Annotated in this window: 15 protein-coding genes; 10 read left to right on the forward strand and 5 right to left on the reverse strand. The window is 64.3% G+C overall.

Annotated features, from left to right (window positions below):
* Nucleotides 1–14: 14 nt before the first annotated feature.
* Entirely contained in the window at nt 15–1,271 is a 1,257-nt protein-coding gene (icd, locus tag R6G97_RS12450) for an NADP-dependent isocitrate dehydrogenase (RefSeq protein ID WP_070572558.1), read from the reverse strand.
* 487 nt (nt 1,272–1,758) lie between these two features.
* Here icd and R6G97_RS12455 point away from each other — a divergent pair, with 487 nt between their 5' ends.
* The 8 genes from R6G97_RS12455 (at nt 1,759) to R6G97_RS12490 (ending at nt 11,746) form a co-directional block, all read left to right on the forward strand.
* A complete protein-coding gene (locus tag R6G97_RS12455; RefSeq protein WP_043212228.1) occupies nt 1,759–3,984 on the forward strand; it encodes an NADP-dependent isocitrate dehydrogenase in 2,226 nt (741 codons plus the stop codon).
* Nucleotides 3,985–4,141: 157 nt separating this feature from the next.
* Entirely contained in the window at nt 4,142–4,582 is a 441-nt protein-coding gene (locus R6G97_RS12460; protein WP_090344495.1) for an NUDIX hydrolase, read from the forward strand.
* Nucleotides 4,583–4,640: 58 nt separating this feature from the next.
* Entirely contained in the window at nt 4,641–5,765 is a 1,125-nt protein-coding gene (gene mnmA, locus R6G97_RS12465; RefSeq protein ID WP_043212224.1) for a tRNA 2-thiouridine(34) synthase MnmA, read from the forward strand.
* The gene (hflD, locus tag R6G97_RS12470) at nt 5,762–6,382 is read left to right on the forward strand and encodes a high frequency lysogenization protein HflD (protein ID WP_043212222.1); all 621 of its coding nucleotides are present in this window, start codon (nt 5,762–5,764) and stop codon (nt 6,380–6,382) included. The genes mnmA and hflD overlap by 4 nt, the downstream gene beginning before the upstream one ends.
* A 126-nt stretch (nt 6,383–6,508) precedes the next feature.
* Nucleotides 6,509–7,879, forward strand: a complete 1,371-nt coding sequence (gene purB / locus R6G97_RS12475; protein WP_043212220.1) for an adenylosuccinate lyase — start codon at nt 6,509–6,511, stop codon at nt 7,877–7,879.
* Nucleotides 7,880–7,960: 81 nt separating this feature from the next.
* The gene (locus tag R6G97_RS12480; RefSeq protein WP_043212218.1) at nt 7,961–9,127 is read left to right on the forward strand and encodes a ribosomal protein uL16 3-hydroxylase; all 1,167 of its coding nucleotides are present in this window, start codon (nt 7,961–7,963) and stop codon (nt 9,125–9,127) included.
* Nucleotides 9,120–9,554, forward strand: a complete 435-nt coding sequence (locus tag R6G97_RS12485) for a GNAT family N-acetyltransferase (RefSeq protein ID WP_043212214.1) — start codon at nt 9,120–9,122, stop codon at nt 9,552–9,554. Before R6G97_RS12480 ends, R6G97_RS12485 begins: the two co-directional genes overlap by 8 nt.
* A 218-nt stretch (nt 9,555–9,772) precedes the next feature.
* Nucleotides 9,773–11,746 (forward strand): DNA topoisomerase III, encoded by a 1,974-nt coding sequence (locus R6G97_RS12490; RefSeq protein WP_317847044.1) that lies wholly within the window; start codon nt 9,773–9,775, stop codon nt 11,744–11,746.
* Between the two features lie 69 nt (nt 11,747–11,815).
* Here the strand turns inward: R6G97_RS12490 and R6G97_RS12495 are convergent, their stop codons facing one another.
* The 3 genes from R6G97_RS12495 to R6G97_RS12505 form a co-directional block, all read right to left on the reverse strand.
* On the reverse strand, nt 11,816–12,913 hold the full coding sequence (locus tag R6G97_RS12495) for an extracellular solute-binding protein (RefSeq protein ID WP_090344487.1): 1,098 nt from the start codon (nt 12,911–12,913) through the stop codon (nt 11,816–11,818).
* Nucleotides 12,913–14,022 carry an agmatine deiminase gene (gene aguA, locus R6G97_RS12500; RefSeq protein ID WP_043212208.1) on the reverse strand — a complete coding sequence of 370 codons (1,110 nt, stop codon included), beginning with the start codon at nt 14,020–14,022 and terminating at the stop codon, nt 12,913–12,915. Before aguA ends, R6G97_RS12495 begins: the two co-directional genes overlap by 1 nt.
* A gap of 94 nt (nt 14,023–14,116) precedes the next feature.
* Nucleotides 14,117–15,004 carry a LysR substrate-binding domain-containing protein gene (locus tag R6G97_RS12505; RefSeq protein ID WP_043212206.1) on the reverse strand — a complete coding sequence of 296 codons (888 nt, stop codon included), beginning with the start codon at nt 15,002–15,004 and terminating at the stop codon, nt 14,117–14,119.
* A 152-nt stretch (nt 15,005–15,156) separates the two neighbouring features.
* Between R6G97_RS12505 and R6G97_RS12510 the strand changes: the two genes are divergently transcribed.
* Both R6G97_RS12510 and R6G97_RS12515 read left to right on the forward strand, forming a co-directional pair.
* The gene (locus tag R6G97_RS12510; RefSeq protein WP_317847045.1) at nt 15,157–16,446 is read left to right on the forward strand and encodes an NAD(P)/FAD-dependent oxidoreductase; all 1,290 of its coding nucleotides are present in this window, start codon (nt 15,157–15,159) and stop codon (nt 16,444–16,446) included.
* Nucleotides 16,447–16,628: 182 nt separating this feature from the next.
* On the forward strand, nt 16,629–17,402 hold the full coding sequence (locus tag R6G97_RS12515; RefSeq protein ID WP_043212203.1) for a TSUP family transporter: 774 nt from the start codon (nt 16,629–16,631) through the stop codon (nt 17,400–17,402).
* Here R6G97_RS12515 and nudC read toward each other — a convergent pair.
* Complete coding sequence (nudC, locus tag R6G97_RS12520) at nt 17,376–18,206, reverse strand: NAD(+) diphosphatase (RefSeq protein ID WP_317847046.1); 831 nt, start codon at nt 18,204–18,206, stop codon at nt 17,376–17,378. The genes R6G97_RS12515 and nudC overlap by 27 nt on opposite strands.
* Between the last annotated feature and the right edge of the window lie 21 nt (nt 18,207–18,227).

Here is an 18,227-nt window from a genome sequence, read left to right on the forward strand (position 1 = left end):
GGTTTTCATTGCCTTCACATGTGCTTGATCATCTCATCACCAAAGCCGGAGCTGCTGACCAACTTGGCGCCGTCCATCAGGCGCTCGAAGTCGTAGGTCACGGTCTTGGCCGCGATGGCGCCGTTGGTGCCCTTGATGATCAGGTCGGCTGCCTCGGTCCAGCCCATGTGGCGCAGCATCATTTCGGCCGACAGAATCACCGAGCCCGGATTGACCTTGTCCTGCCCGGCATACTTGGGCGCCGTACCATGGGTCGCCTCGAACATCGCGACGGTGTCGGACAGGTTGGCGCCCGGGGCGATACCGATGCCCCCGACCTCGGCCGCCAGGGCGTCGGAAAGGTAGTCGCCGTTGAGATTCAGGGTGGCGATCACATCGTACTCGGCCGGTCGCAGCAGAATCTGCTGGAGCATGGCGTCGGCAATCGCATCTTTGACCACGATCTGGCGCCCGGTCTTGGGATTCTTGAAGCTCATCCACGGGCCGCCATCGAGCAGCTCGGCCTTGAATTCGTCCCGCGCCACCTCGTACCCCCAATCCTTGAAGGCCCCTTCGGTGAACTTCATGATGTTGCCCTTGTGCACCAGGGTCACCGACTCGCGGTCGTTGTCCACGGCGTACTGCAGCGCCTTGCGCACCAGGCGCTTGGTGCCCTGCTCGGAGACCGGCTTGACGCCGATGCCGCAGTTCTCGTCGAAGCGGATCTTGGTGACGCCCATTTCCTCCTTGAGGAACTTGATCACCTTGTTGGCCTCGGCAGAGCCGGCCTTCCATTCGATGCCGGCATAGATGTCCTCGGAGTTCTCGCGGAAGATCACCATGTCGACATCACCAGGCTTTTTCACCGGGCTCGGCACGCCCTGGAACCACAGCACCGGACGCAGGCACACGTACAGATCCAACTGCTGGCGCAAGGCCACGTTCAGGGAACGGATACCCCCACCGACCGGCGTGGTCAGTGGCCCTTTGATCGACACCACATAATCGCGCACGGCATCGAGGGTTTCCTGGGGCAGCCAGGTGTCCTGGTCGTAGACCTGCGTGGCCTTCTCGCCGGCATACACCTCCATCCAGGCGATCTTGCGCTTGCCGCCGTAGGCCTTCTGCACGGCAGCATCCACTACCTTGATCATCACCGGCGAAACATCGACACCGATACCGTCGCCCTCGATGTACGGGATGATGGGATTGTCGGGAACATTGAGCGAATGGTCTGCATTGACGGTGATCTTCGCGCCGTCTGCTGGAACCTTGATTTTCTGGTATCCCATGCTGCACTACTCCGCTTTTCCAGGTGTGATTGGACATCCTGCGATCCAATGAGCCTAAACCAGCTTTCCTGAGCTGCAAGCTTCACGCTGCAAGTTGCAAGCTGACCGGCAGCGACCACTGACAAGCCCACTCACAGTTTGGCCGCGCGCAGACGCCGAGGGCTGCGGCATCGCGCCACATTGCCCTTACGCCTTTCGTCTTATAGGCGGTCCGATATCACTTAGCCCGAAGGGTTTGGTATACTCCGGCCCTGACCGTAGGGTCATTGGGGCGACCCCTTGGAAAAACGCGGCTCGCCCTCGGCCAAGAATGGCCAAAAAGCCTGGGCTGTTACCGCCGCCCAGCCGTTTGACGCTCGACTGATGCATCTACCATCACCGCTCGCAAGCCTCTCGACCAATTGCCCATGGCGCTGCCAGGGCGTAGCGCCTACCCTGCGCATCTCGAGACTTCGAGCACGCTCAGCAAAACAGAGAGTTAACCCGCATGCCCACCCGTTCCAAGATCATCTATACCTTCACCGACGAAGCTCCCGCCCTCGCCACCTATTCCCTGCTGCCGATCATCGAAGCCTTCACCGCTTCGGCTGACATCGCCGTCGAAACCCGTGACATCTCCCTGGCTGGCCGTATCCTCGCGGCGTTCCCGGAGCAACTGGGCGCCGAGAAGCGCGTAGGCGATCACCTGGCGGAGCTGGGCCAGCTGGCCACAACCCCGGAAGCCAACATCATCAAGCTGCCGAACATTAGCGCCTCGGTACCGCAGCTCAAGGCCGCGATCAAGGAACTGCAAGGCAAGGGCTTCAACATCCCCGACTACGCTGACGAGCCGAGCACGGAGCAAGAAAAAGAATCCCGCGCCCGCTACGACCGCATCAAAGGCAGCGCCGTGAACCCGGTTCTGCGCGAAGGCAACTCCGACCGCCGCGCTCCGCTGTCGGTCAAGAACTATGCCCGCAAGCATCCGCACAAGATGGGCGCCTGGACTGCCGACTCCAAGTCGCACGTCGCCCACATGACCCAAGGCGACTTCTACGGCAGCGAAAAAGCCGCACTGATCGAAGGCGATGACAGCCTGCGCATCGAGCTGGTCGGCAAAGACGGCGTTACCACCGTCCTGAAAGAAAAGACCGCCGTCAAAGCCGCTGAAGTCATCGACTGCGCCGTCATGAGCCGCAAGGCCCTCAAAGCCTTCATCGCCGAGCAGATCGCCGATGCCAAGGCCTCCGGCGTGCTGCTGTCGGTCCACCTGAAAGCCACCATGATGAAGGTCTCCGACCCGATCATGTTCGGCGTCATCGTCGAAGAGTTCTACAACGACGTGCTGGCCAAGCACGCCGCAGCCCTCGCCGAAGTCGGCTTCAACGCCAACAACGGCATCGGCGACCTGTACGCCCGCATCAAGGACCTGCCAGCTGACAAGCAGGCCGAGATCGAAGCCGACATCCAGGCCCTGTACGCCGTCCGCCCGGCCCTGGCCATGGTCAACTCCGACAAGGGCATCACCAACCTGCACGTGCCGAGCGATGTCATCGTCGACGCCTCGATGCCTGCGATGATCCGCGACTCGGGCAAGATGTGGAACACCGCCGGTGAGCTGCAGGACGCCAAGGCCGTCATCCCGGACCGTTGCTACGCCGGCATCTACCAGGCCGTGATCGAGGACTGCAAGGCCAACGGCGCCTTCGACCCGACCACCATGGGCAGCGTGCCGAACGTCGGCCTGATGGCTCAGAAGGCCGAAGAGTACGGCTCCCACGACAAGACCTTCCAGATCAAGGCCGACGGCGTCGTGCGCGTGGTCGATGGCAAGGGCAAGGTGCTGCTGGAACAGAGCGTCGAAGCCGGTGACATCTTCCGTATGTGCCAGACCAAGGACGCGCCGATCCAGGACTGGGTCAAGCTGGCCGTCAACCGCGCCCGCCTGAGCAACACCCCGGCGGTGTTCTGGCTGGACCCTGCCCGCGCCCACGACGGCGTGATGATCGAGAAGGTCCAGAAGTACCTGAAGGACCACGACACCAGCGGCCTGGACATCCGCATCCTGGCGCCGGTCGATGCCATCAAGTTCTCCCTGGCCCGCATCCGCGAAGGCAAGGACACCATCTCGGTGACCGGCAACGTCCTGCGCGACTACCTGACCGACCTGTTCCCGATCATGGAGCTGGGCACCAGCGCCAAGATGCTGTCGATCGTCCCGCTGATGAATGGCGGTGGCCTGTTCGAAACCGGCGCCGGCGGTTCGGCTCCGAAGCACGTGCAGCAGCTGGTCGAAGAGAACTTCCTGCGCTGGGATTCGCTGGGTGAGTTCCTGGCCCTGGCCGCTTCCCTGGAGCACCTGGGCAACACGTACGACAACCCACGCGCCAAAGTCCTGGCCAATACCCTGGACCAGGCCACCGGCAAGTTCCTCGACACCAACAAGTCGCCATCGCGCAAAGTCGGCGGTATCGACAACCGCGGCAGCCACTTCTACCTGACCCTGTACTGGGCCGAGGCTCTGGCTGCCCAGACCGACGACGCCGCCCTGCAGGCGCGCTTCGCACCGCTGGCCAAGACCCTGGCCGAGAACGAAGCGACCATCGTCGCCGAACTGGCTGCCGTCCAGGGCAAGCCGGCCGACATCGGTGGTTACTACGCGCCGGATGCCGAGCTGACTGCCAAGGTCATGCGCCCAAGCCAGACCCTCAACAGCGCCATTGCCGCACTGTAAGGTTCTGATGTAACACCACAAACCCCGGCCACGCACCGGGGTTTGTGCTTTTTCAGCCGCAGGTTTCAAGCTGCAAACCACAAGCAAGCGCAGTCTGCATAGCATCTTGACTTGTGGCTTGCAGCTTGGAGCTTGTCACTTAGGGAGAGCACCGACCGTGTCCTGGCAACCCCACATCACCGTCGCCACCATCGTCGAACACGAGGGCAAGTTTCTCTTCGTCGAAGAGTTCAAGGCCGGCCAACACGTCTTCAACCAACCTGCCGGGCATCTTGAGCCCAACGAGACCCTGACCCAGGCCGCCCTGCGCGAGACCCTGGAGGAAACCGCCTGGGAAGTCGAACTCACTGGCGTGGTTGGCATCTACCTCTATACCGCCCCCAGCAATGGCGTTACCTACCAGCGCATCTGTTTCGCCGCGCGCCCCGTGCATCACCACGCCGCCCGCCCCTTGGACAGCGATATTGTCCGTGCCGTCTGGCTGACCCGCGAGCAACTGCTGGCCGACCCCGCACGCTGGCGCAGCGAGCTGGTACCGCGCTGCATCGACGATTACCTGGCCGGTCCACTGCATAGCCTCGCCTTGCTGCGCGACTGACGTCCGGCCCTTGGCCTGATAGAATCGGAATTTTTCCCCCTGATACACACCGGTAGCCATGACCAGCCCAGCACTCAAAGACCCCGCCAAGACCCGCGTTATCGTCGGCATGTCCGGCGGCGTGGACTCTTCCGTCTCCGCCCTTTTGCTCATGGAGCAGGGCTACCAGGTGGAAGGTCTGTTCATGAAGAACTGGGAAGAGGACGACGGCACCGAATACTGCACCGCCCGCGAGGACCTGGCCGACGCCCAGGCCGTGTGCGATCGCATCGGTATCAAGCTGCATACCGCCAATTTCGCGGCCGAATACTGGGACAACGTATTCGAGCATTTCCTGGAGGAGTACAAGGCCGGACGTACACCGAACCCGGACATCCTGTGCAACCGCGAGATCAAGTTCAAAGCCTTCCTCGACTATGCCCTGTCCCTGGGCGCCGACCTGATCGCTACCGGCCACTATGTGCGCCGCCGCGACACCGGCGAGCTCACCGAACTGCTCAAGGGGCTGGACCCGAACAAAGACCAGAGCTATTTCCTGCATGCTGTCGGCGGCAAGGAGATCGCCCGCACCCTGTTCCCGGTCGGCGAGCTGGAAAAGCCCGAAGTACGTGCCATTGCCGAGAAGCACGGCCTGGCCACGGCCAAGAAGAAAGACTCCACCGGGATCTGCTTCATCGGTGAGCGCCGCTTCAGCGATTTCCTCAAGCAGTACCTGCCCGCCCAGCCGGGCGACATCGAGACCACCGACGGAGAAGTCATCGGGCGTCACCACGGCCTGATGTACCACACCATCGGCCAGCGCCAGGGCCTGGGCATCGGCGGCCTGAAGGACGCCGGCGACGAGCCGTGGTACGTGCTGCACAAAGACCTGACCCGCAACGTACTGGTGGTCGGTCAAGGCAACGAACACCCTTGGCTGTTCTCCCGCGCCCTGCTCGCCTCGGAGATCTTCTGGGTCAACCCGATCGACCTGAGTAGCCCGCGCAGGCTGACCGCCAAGGTGCGCTACCGCCAGAGCGACCAGCAATGCACCCTGGAGCGCACCGAGCATGGCTATCGCGCGGTCTTCGACGAGCCGCAACGCGCTGTCACTCCGGGGCAGTCGGTGGTGTTCTATGACGGCGAGGTATGCCTGGGCGGCGGTGTGATCGAGACCGCCGAGCCTTGGAGCCCTCGCCAATGAATACTCTCCAGGAGCAGTTGGTCGCCTTGGGCGGCGTGTTCCAGGCCGCAGTGCTGGTCGACCGCATCGCCCGGACCGGCCAGGCCAGCGAGGCCAATATCGGCTGCATGCTGGGTAGCCTGTTGGTGCGTGACCCCAAGGACACCCTGGAGGTGTTCGGCGGCGATGACCTGAACCTGCGCGACGGCTACCGCGCCCTGGTCGGCGCCCTGGAGCGCGACCCCAGCAGCCTTCAGCGCGAGCCGCTGCGCTATGCCCTGTCGATGCTCGGCCTGGAGCGCCAGCTGGCCAAACGGGACGACATGCTCGAGACCATCGGCAAGCGCCTGCCCCAGATCCAGGCCCAGGCCGATCATTTCGGCCTGGTTCACGATAATGTCATCGCATCCAGCGGAGCCTTGTACCAGGACACCCTCAGCACCTTGCGCCAGCGCATCCAAGTGCATGGCGACATGCGCTTCCTTCAGCAGGCCGGCAATGCCTCGAAGATCCGCGCCCTGCTGCTCTCCGGCATCCGCGCTGCGCGTCTGTGGCGTCAGCTGGGTGGGCACCGCTGGCAGCTGGTGTTCAGCCGTCGCAAATTGCTCAACGAACTGTACGACATGATGCGAGGGTAAGCTGCATGCGTCCAGCAGAAGCAGCACGTCGGCTTTTACGTGCTGCTTGCAGCTAGAAGCTCGCCGCCTACCTTTTTCATGTATGATATGCGCCCTTCCAAAAGCCTGACTGTCCGAGAACACCCCATGCAGCTCTCCTCGCTCACTGCGGTTTCCCCTGTAGACGGCCGCTACGCCGGCAAAACCCAGGCCTTGCGCCCCATCTTCAGCGAGTACGGCCTGATCCGTTTCCGCGCCCTGGTCGAGGTGCGCTGGCTCCAGCGTCTGGCCGCCCACCCGCAGATCGGCGAAGTGCCGGCGTTCTCCGCCGAAGCCAATGCCCTGCTGGACACCCTGGCCACCGATTTCAAACTCGAGCACGCCGAGCGCGTCAAGGAAATCGAGCGCACCACCAACCACGACGTCAAGGCCATCGAATACCTGCTCAAGGAGCAGGCCGCGACCCTGCCGGAACTGGCCAAGGTCAGCGAATTCATCCATTTCGCCTGCACCAGCGAGGACATCAACAACCTGTCCCACGCCCTGATGCTGCGCGCCGGCCGTGACGAAGTGCTGCTGCCGCTGATGCGCCAGATCGCCCAGGCCATCCGCGCCCTGGCCCACGCCCACGCCGACGTGCCGATGCTCTCGCGCACCCACGGTCAGCCGGCTTCGCCGACCACCCTGGGCAAAGAGCTGGCCAACGTGGTCTACCGCCTGGAGCGCCAGATCGCCCAGGTCGCCGCCGTGCCGCTGCTGGGCAAGATCAACGGCGCCGTGGGCAACTACAACGCCCACCTGTCGGCCTATTCGCAGATCGACTGGGAAGCCAACGCCCGCGCCTTCATCGAAGACGAACTGGGCCTGCAGTTCAACCCCTACACCACCCAGATCGAGCCGCACGACTACATTGCCGAGCTGTTCGACGCCATCGCCCGCTTCAACACCATCCTCATCGACTTCGACCGCGACGTCTGGGGCTACATTTCCCTGGGCTACTTCAAGCAGAAGACCGTCGCCGGCGAGATCGGCTCCTCGACCATGCCACACAAGGTCAACCCGATCGACTTCGAGAACTCCGAAGGCAACCTGGGTATCGCCAACGCCCTGTTCCAGCACCTGGCCAGCAAACTGCCGATCTCCCGCTGGCAGCGTGACCTGACCGACTCCACCGTGCTGCGCAACCTGGGCGTGGGCTTCGCCCATAGCGTCATCGCCTACGAGGCCAGCCTCAAGGGCATCGGCAAGCTGGAAGTGAACGTCGCTCGCATCGCCGAAGACTTGGACGCCTGCTGGGAAGTCCTGGCCGAGCCGATCCAGACCGTCATGCGCCGCTACAACATCGAGAACCCCTACGAGAAGCTCAAGGAGCTCACGCGCGGCAAGGGCATCAGCCCCGAAGCGCTGCAGGCGTTCATCGATGGGCTGGACATGCCAGCTGAAGCCAAGGCCGAGCTCAAGCAGCTGACCCCAGCTACCTACATCGGCAACGCGGCGGCCCAGGCCAAACGCATCTGACCTGCGCCCCGTGATCAACGCCCGGCCTGGCCGGGCGTTTTTATTCCCGGATGAAAATTACGTTTTTTCAATAGGTTGAACATGAATCCTGATACTCCACTGCAGCTGCTGGGCGGCCTGACGGCCCGTGAATTCCTTCGCGACTACTGGCAGAAGAAGCCCCTGCTGGTGCGCCAGGCCTTCCCGGACTTCGAAAGCCCGATCGACCCTGACGAACTGGCCGGCCTTGCCTTGGAAGAGGAAGTCGAGTCTCGCCTGGTGCTCGAGCACGGCGAGCGCCCGTGGGAGCTGCGCCGCGGCCCCTTCGCCGAAGACACTTTCGCCACCCTGCCAGAGCGCGATTGGACCCTGTTGGTCCAGGCAGTGGATCAGTTCGTCCCGGAAGTCGCCGAGCTGCTGGAGCATTTCCGCTTCCTGCCAAGCTGGCGTATCGATGACGTGATGGTCAGCTTCGCCGCGCCAGGCGGCAGCGTCGGCCCGCACTTCGACAATTACGACGTGTTCCTGCTCCAGGGCCACGGCAAGCGAAACTGGAAAGTCGGCCAGATGTGCGACAGCGACAGCCCGTTGCTGGAACACACCGACCTGCGCATCCTCGCCGAATTCGAACAGAGCAGCGAATGGACCCTGGAGCCTGGCGACATGCTCTACCTGCCGCCGCGCCTGGCCCACTACGGCGTGGCCGAAGACGACTGCCTGACCTATTCGGTGGGCTTCCGCGCCCCGAGCGCCGCGGAAGTGCTGACCCACTTCACCGATTTCCTCAGCCAGTTCCTGCCGGACGAGGAGCGTTACAGCGATGCCGACGCCCAGCCTGCCGCAGATCCTCACCAGATCCAGCACGATGCCCTGGACCGCCTCAAGGCCCTGCTGGCCGAGCACATGGGTGACGAGCGCCTGCTGCTGACCTGGTTCGGCCAGTTCATGACCGAGCCGCGCTATCCGGAGCTGGTGACCGGCGAAGAGCTGAGCGAAGAAGACCTGATCGACAGCCTGGAGCAAGGCGCCATCCTGATCCGCAACCCGAGCGCGCGCATGGCCTGGTCGGAAGTCGACGATAACCTGCTGCTGTTCGCCAGTGGCCAGAGCCGCCTGCTCTCGGGCCATCTGCGTGAGCTGCTCAAACTGATCTGCGCCGCCGACGCGCTGCACATCGAAAACCTTTCTCAGTGGCTCGAAGACGAAGAAGGTCTGACATTGCTGTGCCAGCTGGTCAAACAAGGAAGCCTGGGATTTGCCAATGAATAAGATCAGCGTTCGCCTCGCCGACTGGCATAAAGACAACGCCGATATCCGCCGCATCCGCGAGGCGGTGTTCGTCGCCGAGCAGCACATTCCACCAGAGCTGGAGTTCGACGCCGAAGACCAGGACGCCCTGCACTTCCTAGCCCTGGAAGGGGACTACCCGATCGGCACCGCACGCCTGCTGCCCGATGGCACCATCGGGCGGATCTCGGTGCTCAAGGACTGGCGCGGGCTGAAGGTCGGCGACACCCTGGTGCGCGCAGTGATCGTCGAGGCGCAGAACCGTGACCTCAAGCAGCAGATGCTCAGCGCCCAGGTACACGCCACGCCATTCTACGAGCGCCTGGGATTCCGCGTGGTCAGCGAGGAATTCCTCGAGGCCGGCATCCCGCATGTGGACATGGTGCGCGACTCCCGCGAACCGGCCTGACCCGCAAGTCGGTCTGATTCGACGGACCTATTCGCGGGTAACCCCGCTCCCACAGGGCTCAGCGAAGCACCTGTGGAAGCGGGTTTACCCGCGAACAGTCAAGGAGGACGCTGAAACGCGCCCTGACAAAAAGCTGTATATCCATCCAGACAAAGCTTGCTTCCGCGCCCTGGCTTGCGCATTCTAGCGCCCTCATTTGCGATGAAGCGTTCCCGGCCATGCGCCTGTTCCTCTGCGAAAAACCCTCCCAGGCCAAGGACATCGCCAAAGTCCTCGGCGCCACCCGCAAGGCCGACGGTTGCTGGCGAGGCTCCGACGTCTGCGTGACCTGGTGCATCGGCCATCTGCTCGAAACTGCCCCACCCGACAGCTACGACGAGCGCTACAAGCGCTGGAACCTCGCGGACCTGCCGATCATTCCGCAAAAATGGAAGATGCTGGTCAAGCCCAAGACCGCCAACCAGTTCAAGGCCGTCAAGCGCCTGCTCGGTGAAGCCCGGGAACTGGTGATCGCCACCGACGCCGACCGCGAAGGCGAGATGATCGCCCGCGAGCTGGTGGAGCATTGTCGCTACCGCGGCCCGATCCAACGCCTGTGGCTCTCGGCCCTGGACGACGCCTCGATCCGCAAGGCCCTGGCCCGCCTGCTGCCAGGGCAGGAGACTTTCAGCCTGTACCATTCGGCCCTCGGCCGCTCCCGCGCCGACTGGCTGATCGGTATGAACATGAGCCGCCTGTTCACACTGCTGGGCCGCCAATCCGGCTACCAGGGCGTGCTGCCGGTGGGCCGGGTACAGACACCGACCCTGCGCCTGGTGGTCGACCGCGACCGCAGCATCGCTGACTTCGTGCCGGTGCCCTACTGGGCTATCGATGTGCAACTCCAGAGCAGCGGCAGCGTCTTCACCGCTCAATGGCGAGCGCCCGAAGATAACTGTGACGATCAGGGCCGCTGCCTGAACCCGGCACTGGCCAAGCAAGCCGCCGTCGACATGCAGGCCGCCGGCAGCGCCCAGGTGACCAAGGTGGCCACCGAACGCGTGCGCGAAGCGGCTCCCCTGCCCTTCGACCTGGGCACCCTGCAGGAGGTCTGCTCCAAGAAGCTCGGCCTCGGCGCCCAGGAGACCCTGGATATTGCCCAGGCCCTGTACGAAACTCACAAACTGATCACCTACCCACGTAGCGACTGCGGCTACCTGCCGCTCAGCCAGCATGGCGAGGCGCCGGGGATCCTGGCCGCCCTGCAACGCGCCGACGGCAGTCTTGCGCCTTTGCAAGGGCACCTGGAGCCCCAGCGCCGCTCGCGGGCCTGGAACGATGCCAAGGTCAGCGCCCACCACGGCATCATCCCCACCGCCGCCGCCAGCGACCCTTCGCGCCTGCCACCCAAGCACAAGGCCGTCTACACCTTGATCCGCGCCCGCTACCTGGCGCAGTTCCTGCCCAACCACGAGTACGATCGCACCCAGGCCGAATTCGACTGCGCCGGCCACGCCCTGCGCGCGATAGGCAAGCAGATCGTCGAGCCTGGTTGGCGTCGGGCCCTGCCCGAGGCGCTGACCCCGGCCAAAGGCCGCGAAGCGCCACCGCCTCAGGTGTTGCCGACCTTGAACCAAGGCCAGGCCTGCGCCGTGCATGACCTGCAACTCAAGGACCTGTGGACCCAACCGCCCAAACCCTTCACCGAAGGCGATCTGATCAAGGCAATGAAGAACGTCGCCAAGCTGGTGGACGACCCACTGCTCAAGCAGAAGCTCAAGGAAACCACCGGTATCGGCACCGAGGCCACCCGGGCCAGCATCATCCAGGGCCTGCTCGACCGCGGTTACCTGGTCAAGAACGGCAAGGCCCTGTCCGCCACACCGGCTGCCTTCAGCCTGATCGACGCCGTACCCCGCGCCATCGCCGACCCCGGTACCACCGCCATCTGGGAGCAGGCGCTGGACATGGTGCAGAGCGGCGAGATGAGCCTGGAAGAGTTCGTCGCCCGACAATCGGCCTGGATGGGAAAGCTGGTGCAGCGCTGCAGCGGCATGCGCCTGACCATCAGCGGGCCGCCGGTGCCGGCGGGGAGCAAGGGGGCGCCTTGGAAGAAAAAGCGGCGCAGTGGCGGGAAAGGCAAGGTTTCTGGCGACAGCGCCAAAGCTACGGGCAGCAAGCCGAGGCAACCACGACGCAAGGCTTCGCGTTGATGCGTCGCCTATTCCGGCCCTTTCGCGGGTTTACCCGCGAAAGGGCCGGAATAGGCACACCTCCCTCTGTCAGGTCCCGCTCTTGAGCCGGCTGAACGCCCGGGTCAGCTCCCGGTTGAAGGCTTTGGCATTGTCGTTCTTGCTGTACAACCGCGCCCTCACGTCGGCTGGTGGATAGGTCCCTGGCGCATTGCGGATCTTCGGGTCCACCAGAGCGTCGGCCGCCGTGATCGCGTTGGCATAGTGAATGGTGTCGGTGATTGGCGCGATCACCTCCGGCCGCATCAGGTAGTCCATCAATTTCCACGCGGCCTCCGGATGCGGCGCATCCTTAGGCACAACGAGCGCATCCAGCCAGATCAACGTGCCTTCCTTGGGAATGCTGTAATCCAGCGTGAACGGTTTTCCCGCCTGCTCGGCCTGGGCTTGGGCGATGGCCACGTTGCCGTTCCACGACATTGCCACGCAGGTCTCGCCGTTGGCCAGGTCGTTGATATTGCGGTCGTTGTCGAAATAGCGGATATACGGACGCACCTTGCGCAGGTGCGCCTCGGCGGTCTTGAGGTCTTCCAGGCGCTGCTGGTTGATGTCCAGCCCCAGGTAGCGCATTGTCGCGGCGAACACCTCGTTAGGGTCGTTGAGGAAACTCACCCCGCAATCGGCGAACTTCGCCACCACCTGCGGATCGAGCAGCATCGCCCAGCTGTCGCGCGGCGCATCCTCGAGCCGCGCCGCCACCGCCTGCTCTTGATAGCCCACGCCCGTGGTGCCCCAGGCGTAGGTGCCGGCATAGCGATTGCCCGGGTCGAACACCGCCATGTGCTGGCGAAACTCCTCGCCGATGCCCGCCAAGTGCGGCAACTTGCTCTTGTCCAGCGGCTGCAGGGCACCGCTGGCAATCGCCCGGCTCAGGTGCTGGCCGGCGCTGAGCACCACGTCGTAGCCACTGCCACCGGTGAGCAACTTGGTCTCGGCGGTTTCCAGGGAGTCGAAGTGGTCGGCCACCACGCGGATGCCGGTCTGCTTCTGGAAGTTGGCCAAGGTGTCCGGGGCGAGGTATTCGCCCCAGATGTAAAGATTGACGGTCGGCTGTTGTGCGTCGGCTGCCTGGGCCGCCGACGCTGCGCAACCCAGGGCGACCGCCAAGACCAGCGGGGCGAGTTTCATCAGCGACCTCCAGCGGCGTATTGCGGCATGGTGATGCAGGCGACGTTGCCGCCACCGAGCAGGATCTCCCGCGAGTTCTCGATACCGATGATGCGATGATCAGGGAACAACTCGGCCAAGGTGGCCTGCGCCACGCTGTCATTGCGATCACCGAACAGCGGCACGACGATGGCCGAGTTGCCGGCGTAATAATTGATGTAGGAGGCGCAGATCCGGGTGCCGGCCTGGCGCAGGTGGGTGCCGTCGACCTGGTCCAGCCCGGCCGCTTCCTCGGCGGTCCATTCCAGCACCTGGGGCTGCGGCAGCTTGTGTACCTTCAGCTCGCGGCCACGGCTGTCACGGGTGCTGCGCAAAATGTCATAAGCCTCTTGGTAGATCTCCCACTGCGGATCGTTGCGATCATCGGTCCACTGCAACACCACCTCGCCTGGGCGCACGAAGCAGGCCAGGTCGTCGACGTGGCCATCGGTCTCGTCGAACTTACAGCCACGCGGCAGCCAGATCACCTGCTCGGCGCCCAGGTAATCCTCGAGCCTGCGGGTGACTTCCTCCTTGCCCAGGTGGGCGTTACGGTTGCGGTTGAGCAGGCACTGTTCTGTGGTCAGTAGGCTGCCCTGGCCATCGCTCTGAATGCCACCCAGCTCGGCGATCAGGGGTGCGCGGTAGCGGTCCAGGCCCTCGATTTCGAGCATCTTCTGGGCGATCTGATCGTCCTTGTCCCAGGGATAGTAGAGGCCGCCGTCCAAACCGCCGTAGGCATTGAACTCGAAATCCACGCCGCGCACTTCGCCGGTACCGTCATTGACCACGAAGCAGGCGCCGCTGTCGCGGAACCAGGTGTCGTTGCAGGTCATCTCCACCACCCGCACATGAGCTGGCAGCAGGCGCCTGGCATTGGCGTATTGGGCGGCGGAGGCGCACACGGTCACCGGCTCGCTGGAGGCGATGGCGGTGACGATGTCGACCCAGACCTTCTGCGCAGGCTTGCCGCCGTTGCGCCACACATCCGGACGCTCCGGCCAGCCGAGCCAGCAGCGCGTCTTGCGCTCGAATTCGCCAGGCAGGCGGAAACCATCGGCCTTGGGGGTGGTGGTGAGCGAACGTGCCATGGGTCAACCTCGTCATCGGTGAGTGATGACTGCACGCTACGCCGCGCGGGCTCAGGCTTCCAACGATGAAAACTTGCCAATAGCTGAATTCAATTCAAGGTTCGGTGATCTGTTCGGTGAACCAGTCGATGAATTCGGCCACCGCGCCCCGCTCCAGACGCAGGCGCTCACACACCAACGCGTACTGGCCCTGAGCGGTCACGCTAGCGCTGAACGGGCGCACCAGGCGGCCACTTTGCAGGTCGGCCTGGCAGGTCAGGTTGTCGCCCATCGCCACGCCCTGCCCCAGTACCGCCGCCTCCAGGGCCAGCGCCGCATGGGGGAAGTACAGCTGGCGGGTGGGCAAAGCGTCCTCGGCGTGCGTGGCCAGCCAGGTGGTCCAGGTGCGTCCGTCCTGATCATCGTGCAGCAGACAATGGCGTACCAAGTCCCGTGGGCGCTTGAGCCCGCCTTGGTTGAACAGGCCCGGGCTGCACACGGGGAAGAACTGCAACAGCGGCAACGGGCGTACGAAGTGGGTGCTGGCATCCAGCGCACTGGTGCCGTAGGTGATGGCGATGTCGATATCCAAAGCCGGAGCCCCCGCGTTGATGGGCTGTTCGTGCAGGTGCAAGGTGATGTGCGGATAACGGCTGCTGAAGTCGGCAAGCCGTGCGACCAACCATTTCTGCGCCAGCTCCGCCGTGACCGCGACCCGCAGCACGGCCTGGGAGGCAGGGTCGCGCAGCTCGTCACAGGCCTTGCCGATCAGCTCGAAGGCCTGTTGTAAATGGTGCAGCAGGCGCTCGGCCTCGGTGGTCGGACGCACCTGGCGCCCCGCCCGTTCGAACAGGGCCACGCCAAGCTGATCCTCCAGTTGGCGAATCTGGTGGCTGACCGCGCTGTCGGTCACGCACAGCTCGGCGGCAGCACGGCCAAAGTGGCCATGGCGGGCGGCGCATTCGAACGTGCGCAGGGCAGTCAGGGAAGGCAGACGGCGCATCGAGGTATTCCGCGGGTCGAGGTAATCGGAGCCGAATCATATAGGGCATTTTCAGGCTCCCGTTAAGCCTTTACCCATGAAAGGGCTGGCGCCGTGAATTTTTTCTGTTACTTTTTCATGAAATTAATAACAACAAATTTCACGAGGCCCGCATGTTCAAGCAGTCCGCGCAGCACGTTGCCAGCTACTACGCCCAGACCTACCCCACCACGATCCCGCTGCGCCCTGCCCTGCAAGGCGCCTTGGACACCGACGTGTTGATTATCGGCGCCGGCTTCAGCGGCCTGCACACGGCACTGCGCTTGGTCCTGGCCGGCAAGCGCGTGGTCGTGCTGGAGGCCAGCAGGGTGGCCTGGGCCGCTTCCGGGCGCAACGGTGGCCAGGCGTTGCTGGGCTGGTCCTGTGACATGCCGCCGCTGGAAAAGGCCTTGGGCGTCGAACGCGCCCGGCGCCTCTGGGACAGCATGCGCTGGGCCGCCGAAGAGATGCGCGAGCTGCCGGAACGCCACGGCTTCGACGTGGACTACCGGGTCGGCAGCCTGTGGACCGCAGTGATGCCTCGCCGCGTGAAAATACTCGAAGAAGCCAAGCACGAAGCCGAACGGAAATGGGGCTACGACTGCCTGCGCCTGATCAGCCGTGACGAGCTGCCCGACTGGATCGACAGCCCCCGCTACCAGGCTGCCCTGTACGATCCCAACGGTGCCCACCTCAACCCCCTCAAGCTGGCCCAGGGCCTTGCCGCCGCCATCGAAGCCGCGGGCGGACAGATCTTCGAGCAAAGCCAGGTGCTCGACTACCACGAAAGCTCGAGCGGCTTCGTCGCCCGTACAGGCCTGGGCGAAGTCCGCAGCCAGGTGCTGGTGTTGGCCTGCAACGCCTACATCGACCGCCTCGACCGCGACCTGTCGCGCCGTCTGCTGCCGGTCGGCTCCTACCAGGTGGCCACCGCGCCGCTGGATCCGGCCATGGCCCAGTCGCTGCTGCCGCGCAACAGTTGCGTGATCGACAACCAGTTCGTCCCCGACTACTTCCGCCTCACGCCAGACCATCGCCTGCTGTTTGGCGGCGGTTGCACCTACCTCGGAGGCATCCCCAAGGACGTCGCCAGCGCCACGCGCCCCTACCTGGAGCGTGTGTTCCCGCAGCTCACTGGGGTGAGCCTGGACTACGCCTGGGGCGGTCATCTGGATTGCAGCATCCAGCGCACCCCGGATATCGGCCGTCTGGGCCAACGCTACTGGCTGCAGGGCTTCTCGGGGCATGGCGTGCTGCCGACCCTGGCCGCGTCCCGGGCGGTGAGCGATGCGATCCTCGGCGACGAAGACCTGCTGGGGCTGTACCAAGGCATCGACAATGGCCGCTTCCCAGGCGGCGAGCTGATGGCCGCGCCCCTGGAGGCGGCGGCGAAGGCGTGGTACCGATTGCGCGACTACGTCTGACGGAACAGGCAGGAGGGGATCTGGGGCCTGGCGTAGCCTGCAAGGAGCCGCAAAGCGCCCCCGGATCCCTGGGGCTTCACCTACTCCATGGCATGACTGGTATTCCCCGTCCTTGAGGACTACCCTGTACCGCCTCTAGCGCGGCCTTTTGCCGCACTCGCCGCCCTGTCTGTAAAAGCCCCATGCCTTTCGAACTCACCGTAGAACCGCTCACCCTGCTCATCCTCGCCCTGGTCGCCTTCGTGGCCGGTTTCATCGACGCCATCGCTGGCGGCGGGGGGCTGCTCACTACCCCGGCCTTGCTCACCGCCGGCATGCCGCCCCATCTGGTGCTGGGCACCAACAAACTCAGCTCCACCTTCGGCTCGGCCACCGCCAGCTTCACCTACTACCGACGCAAGCTGTTCCACCCCGCGCAGTGGCGCCGGGCGTTGGTCGGTACCTTGGTCGGCGCGCTGCTGGGGGCGCTGGCCGCCCACTACATGCCGGCCGATTGGCTGAACAAGATGCTGCCGGTGATCGTCTTCGCCTGTGGCGTCTACCTGTTGTTCGGCGGGACGCCCAAGGCACCGTTGGATGCCGACGCGCCGATCAAGAAGAAGTGGCAGTTCCCCCAGGGCTTTGGCCTGGGCTTCTATGACGGCGTGGCCGGCCCCGGCACCGGGGCGTTCTGGACGGTCAGTACCCTGCTGCTCTACCCCATCGACCTGGTGCGTGCCAGCGGCGTGGCGCGCAGCATGAACTTCGTCAGCAACATCGCGGCACTGACGGTGTTCATCATTTCCGGGCAGGTGGATTACATCGTCGGCCTGTGCATGGGCCTGTCGGTGATGGTCGGCGCCTTCTTCGGCGCACGCACGGCGATCAGCGGCGGCAGCAAGTTCATCCGCCCGGTGTTCATCGCCGTGGTGCTGGCGTTGACTGTACGCCTAGTGTGGCAGCACTGGGTCGGGTAGGCCCAGGCGACGTGCCACGTAGAGGTCGATCAGGTAACGGGCGATGGAGCGCCCGGCAGGCAGCGTCGGCAGATCGTGCACATTGAACCACTGGGCGTCCTCGATCTCGTCCGGTTGCATGACGATCTCGCCGCCCGCGTACTCGGCGTGGAAGCCCAGCATCATCGAGTGCGGGAAGGGCCAGCACTGGCTGCCCACGTACTGGATGTTCTTCACCTCCACCGCCACTTCCTCGCGCACCTCCCGTACCAGGCAGTCCTCGGCCGATTCGCCTGGCTCGGCAAAGCCGGCCAAGGTGCTATAGACGCCCGTGACGAAACGCGGCGAGCGCGCCAGCAGCACTTCATCCCCCCGGGTGATCAGCACGATCATGCTCGGCGAGATGCGCGGGTAGCTGCGCAGGTCGCACGGCTGACAGTACATCGCCCGCTCCCAGCGGATCTGGGTCATCGGCTGGCCGCAGCTGCCGCAGAAGCGATGTTCGCGCGCCCAGGTGCCGATCTGCGCGGCATACCCCAAGAGGGTGTAGGTCAGCATGTCGCCTTCGAGCATGAACTGGCGCAGGCCGCGCCAGCTGCAGCCGGACACTTCGGCACTGCCACGCAGCTCGAGCAGGAACACCGGCTGGCCGTCCAGGTGGCCGATGCCATGCTCGCAGAGCACGTCCAGGTCTTGCTCCTTGAGCCAATCGCGGGGGAACAGCGCGCCGTTGTCATCCATCAGGAACCCTTCCGGGCCACGGGCGACGGCCAGGCCGCCGGTGATCTGCGGGTCGAGTACTGCGGTAGTCCAACGTGCTGACATTTCGGGATCCTTAAAAGCGCG

The sequence above is a fragment of the Pseudomonas sp. HTZ2 genome (genome assembly GCF_033173945.1).
GTDB lineage: Bacteria > Pseudomonadota > Gammaproteobacteria > Pseudomonadales > Pseudomonadaceae > Aquipseudomonas > Aquipseudomonas guariconensis.

What these genes read in the sequence shown, in the direction of transcription:
- mnmA (WP_043212224.1), top strand. Translation starts at nt 4,641, where the DNA reads ATGACCAGCCCAGCACTCAAAGACCCCGCCAAGACCCGCGTTATCGTC.
- purB (WP_043212220.1), top strand. Translation starts at nt 6,509, where the DNA reads ATGCAGCTCTCCTCGCTCACTGCGGTTTCCCCTGTAGACGGCCGCTAC.
- R6G97_RS12510 (WP_317847045.1), top strand. Translation starts at nt 15,157, where the DNA reads ATGTTCAAGCAGTCCGCGCAGCACGTTGCCAGCTACTACGCCCAGACC.
- R6G97_RS12490 (WP_317847044.1), top strand. Translation starts at nt 9,773, where the DNA reads ATGCGCCTGTTCCTCTGCGAAAAACCCTCCCAGGCCAAGGACATCGCC.
- R6G97_RS12455 (WP_043212228.1), top strand. Translation starts at nt 1,759, where the DNA reads ATGCCCACCCGTTCCAAGATCATCTATACCTTCACCGACGAAGCTCCC.
- R6G97_RS12485 (WP_043212214.1), top strand. Translation starts at nt 9,120, where the DNA reads ATGAATAAGATCAGCGTTCGCCTCGCCGACTGGCATAAAGACAACGCC.
- R6G97_RS12495 (WP_090344487.1), bottom strand. Translation starts at nt 12,913, where the DNA reads ATGAAACTCGCCCCGCTGGTCTTGGCGGTCGCCCTGGGTTGCGCAGCG.
- nudC (WP_317847046.1), bottom strand. Translation starts at nt 18,206, where the DNA reads ATGTCAGCACGTTGGACTACCGCAGTACTCGACCCGCAGATCACCGGC.
- aguA (WP_043212208.1), bottom strand. Translation starts at nt 14,022, where the DNA reads ATGGCACGTTCGCTCACCACCACCCCCAAGGCCGATGGTTTCCGCCTG.
- R6G97_RS12480 (WP_043212218.1), top strand. Translation starts at nt 7,961, where the DNA reads ATGAATCCTGATACTCCACTGCAGCTGCTGGGCGGCCTGACGGCCCGT.
- R6G97_RS12515 (WP_043212203.1), top strand. Translation starts at nt 16,629, where the DNA reads ATGCCTTTCGAACTCACCGTAGAACCGCTCACCCTGCTCATCCTCGCC.
- R6G97_RS12505 (WP_043212206.1), bottom strand. Translation starts at nt 15,004, where the DNA reads ATGCGCCGTCTGCCTTCCCTGACTGCCCTGCGCACGTTCGAATGCGCC.
- hflD (WP_043212222.1), top strand. Translation starts at nt 5,762, where the DNA reads ATGAATACTCTCCAGGAGCAGTTGGTCGCCTTGGGCGGCGTGTTCCAG.
- icd (WP_070572558.1), bottom strand. Translation starts at nt 1,271, where the DNA reads ATGGGATACCAGAAAATCAAGGTTCCAGCAGACGGCGCGAAGATCACC.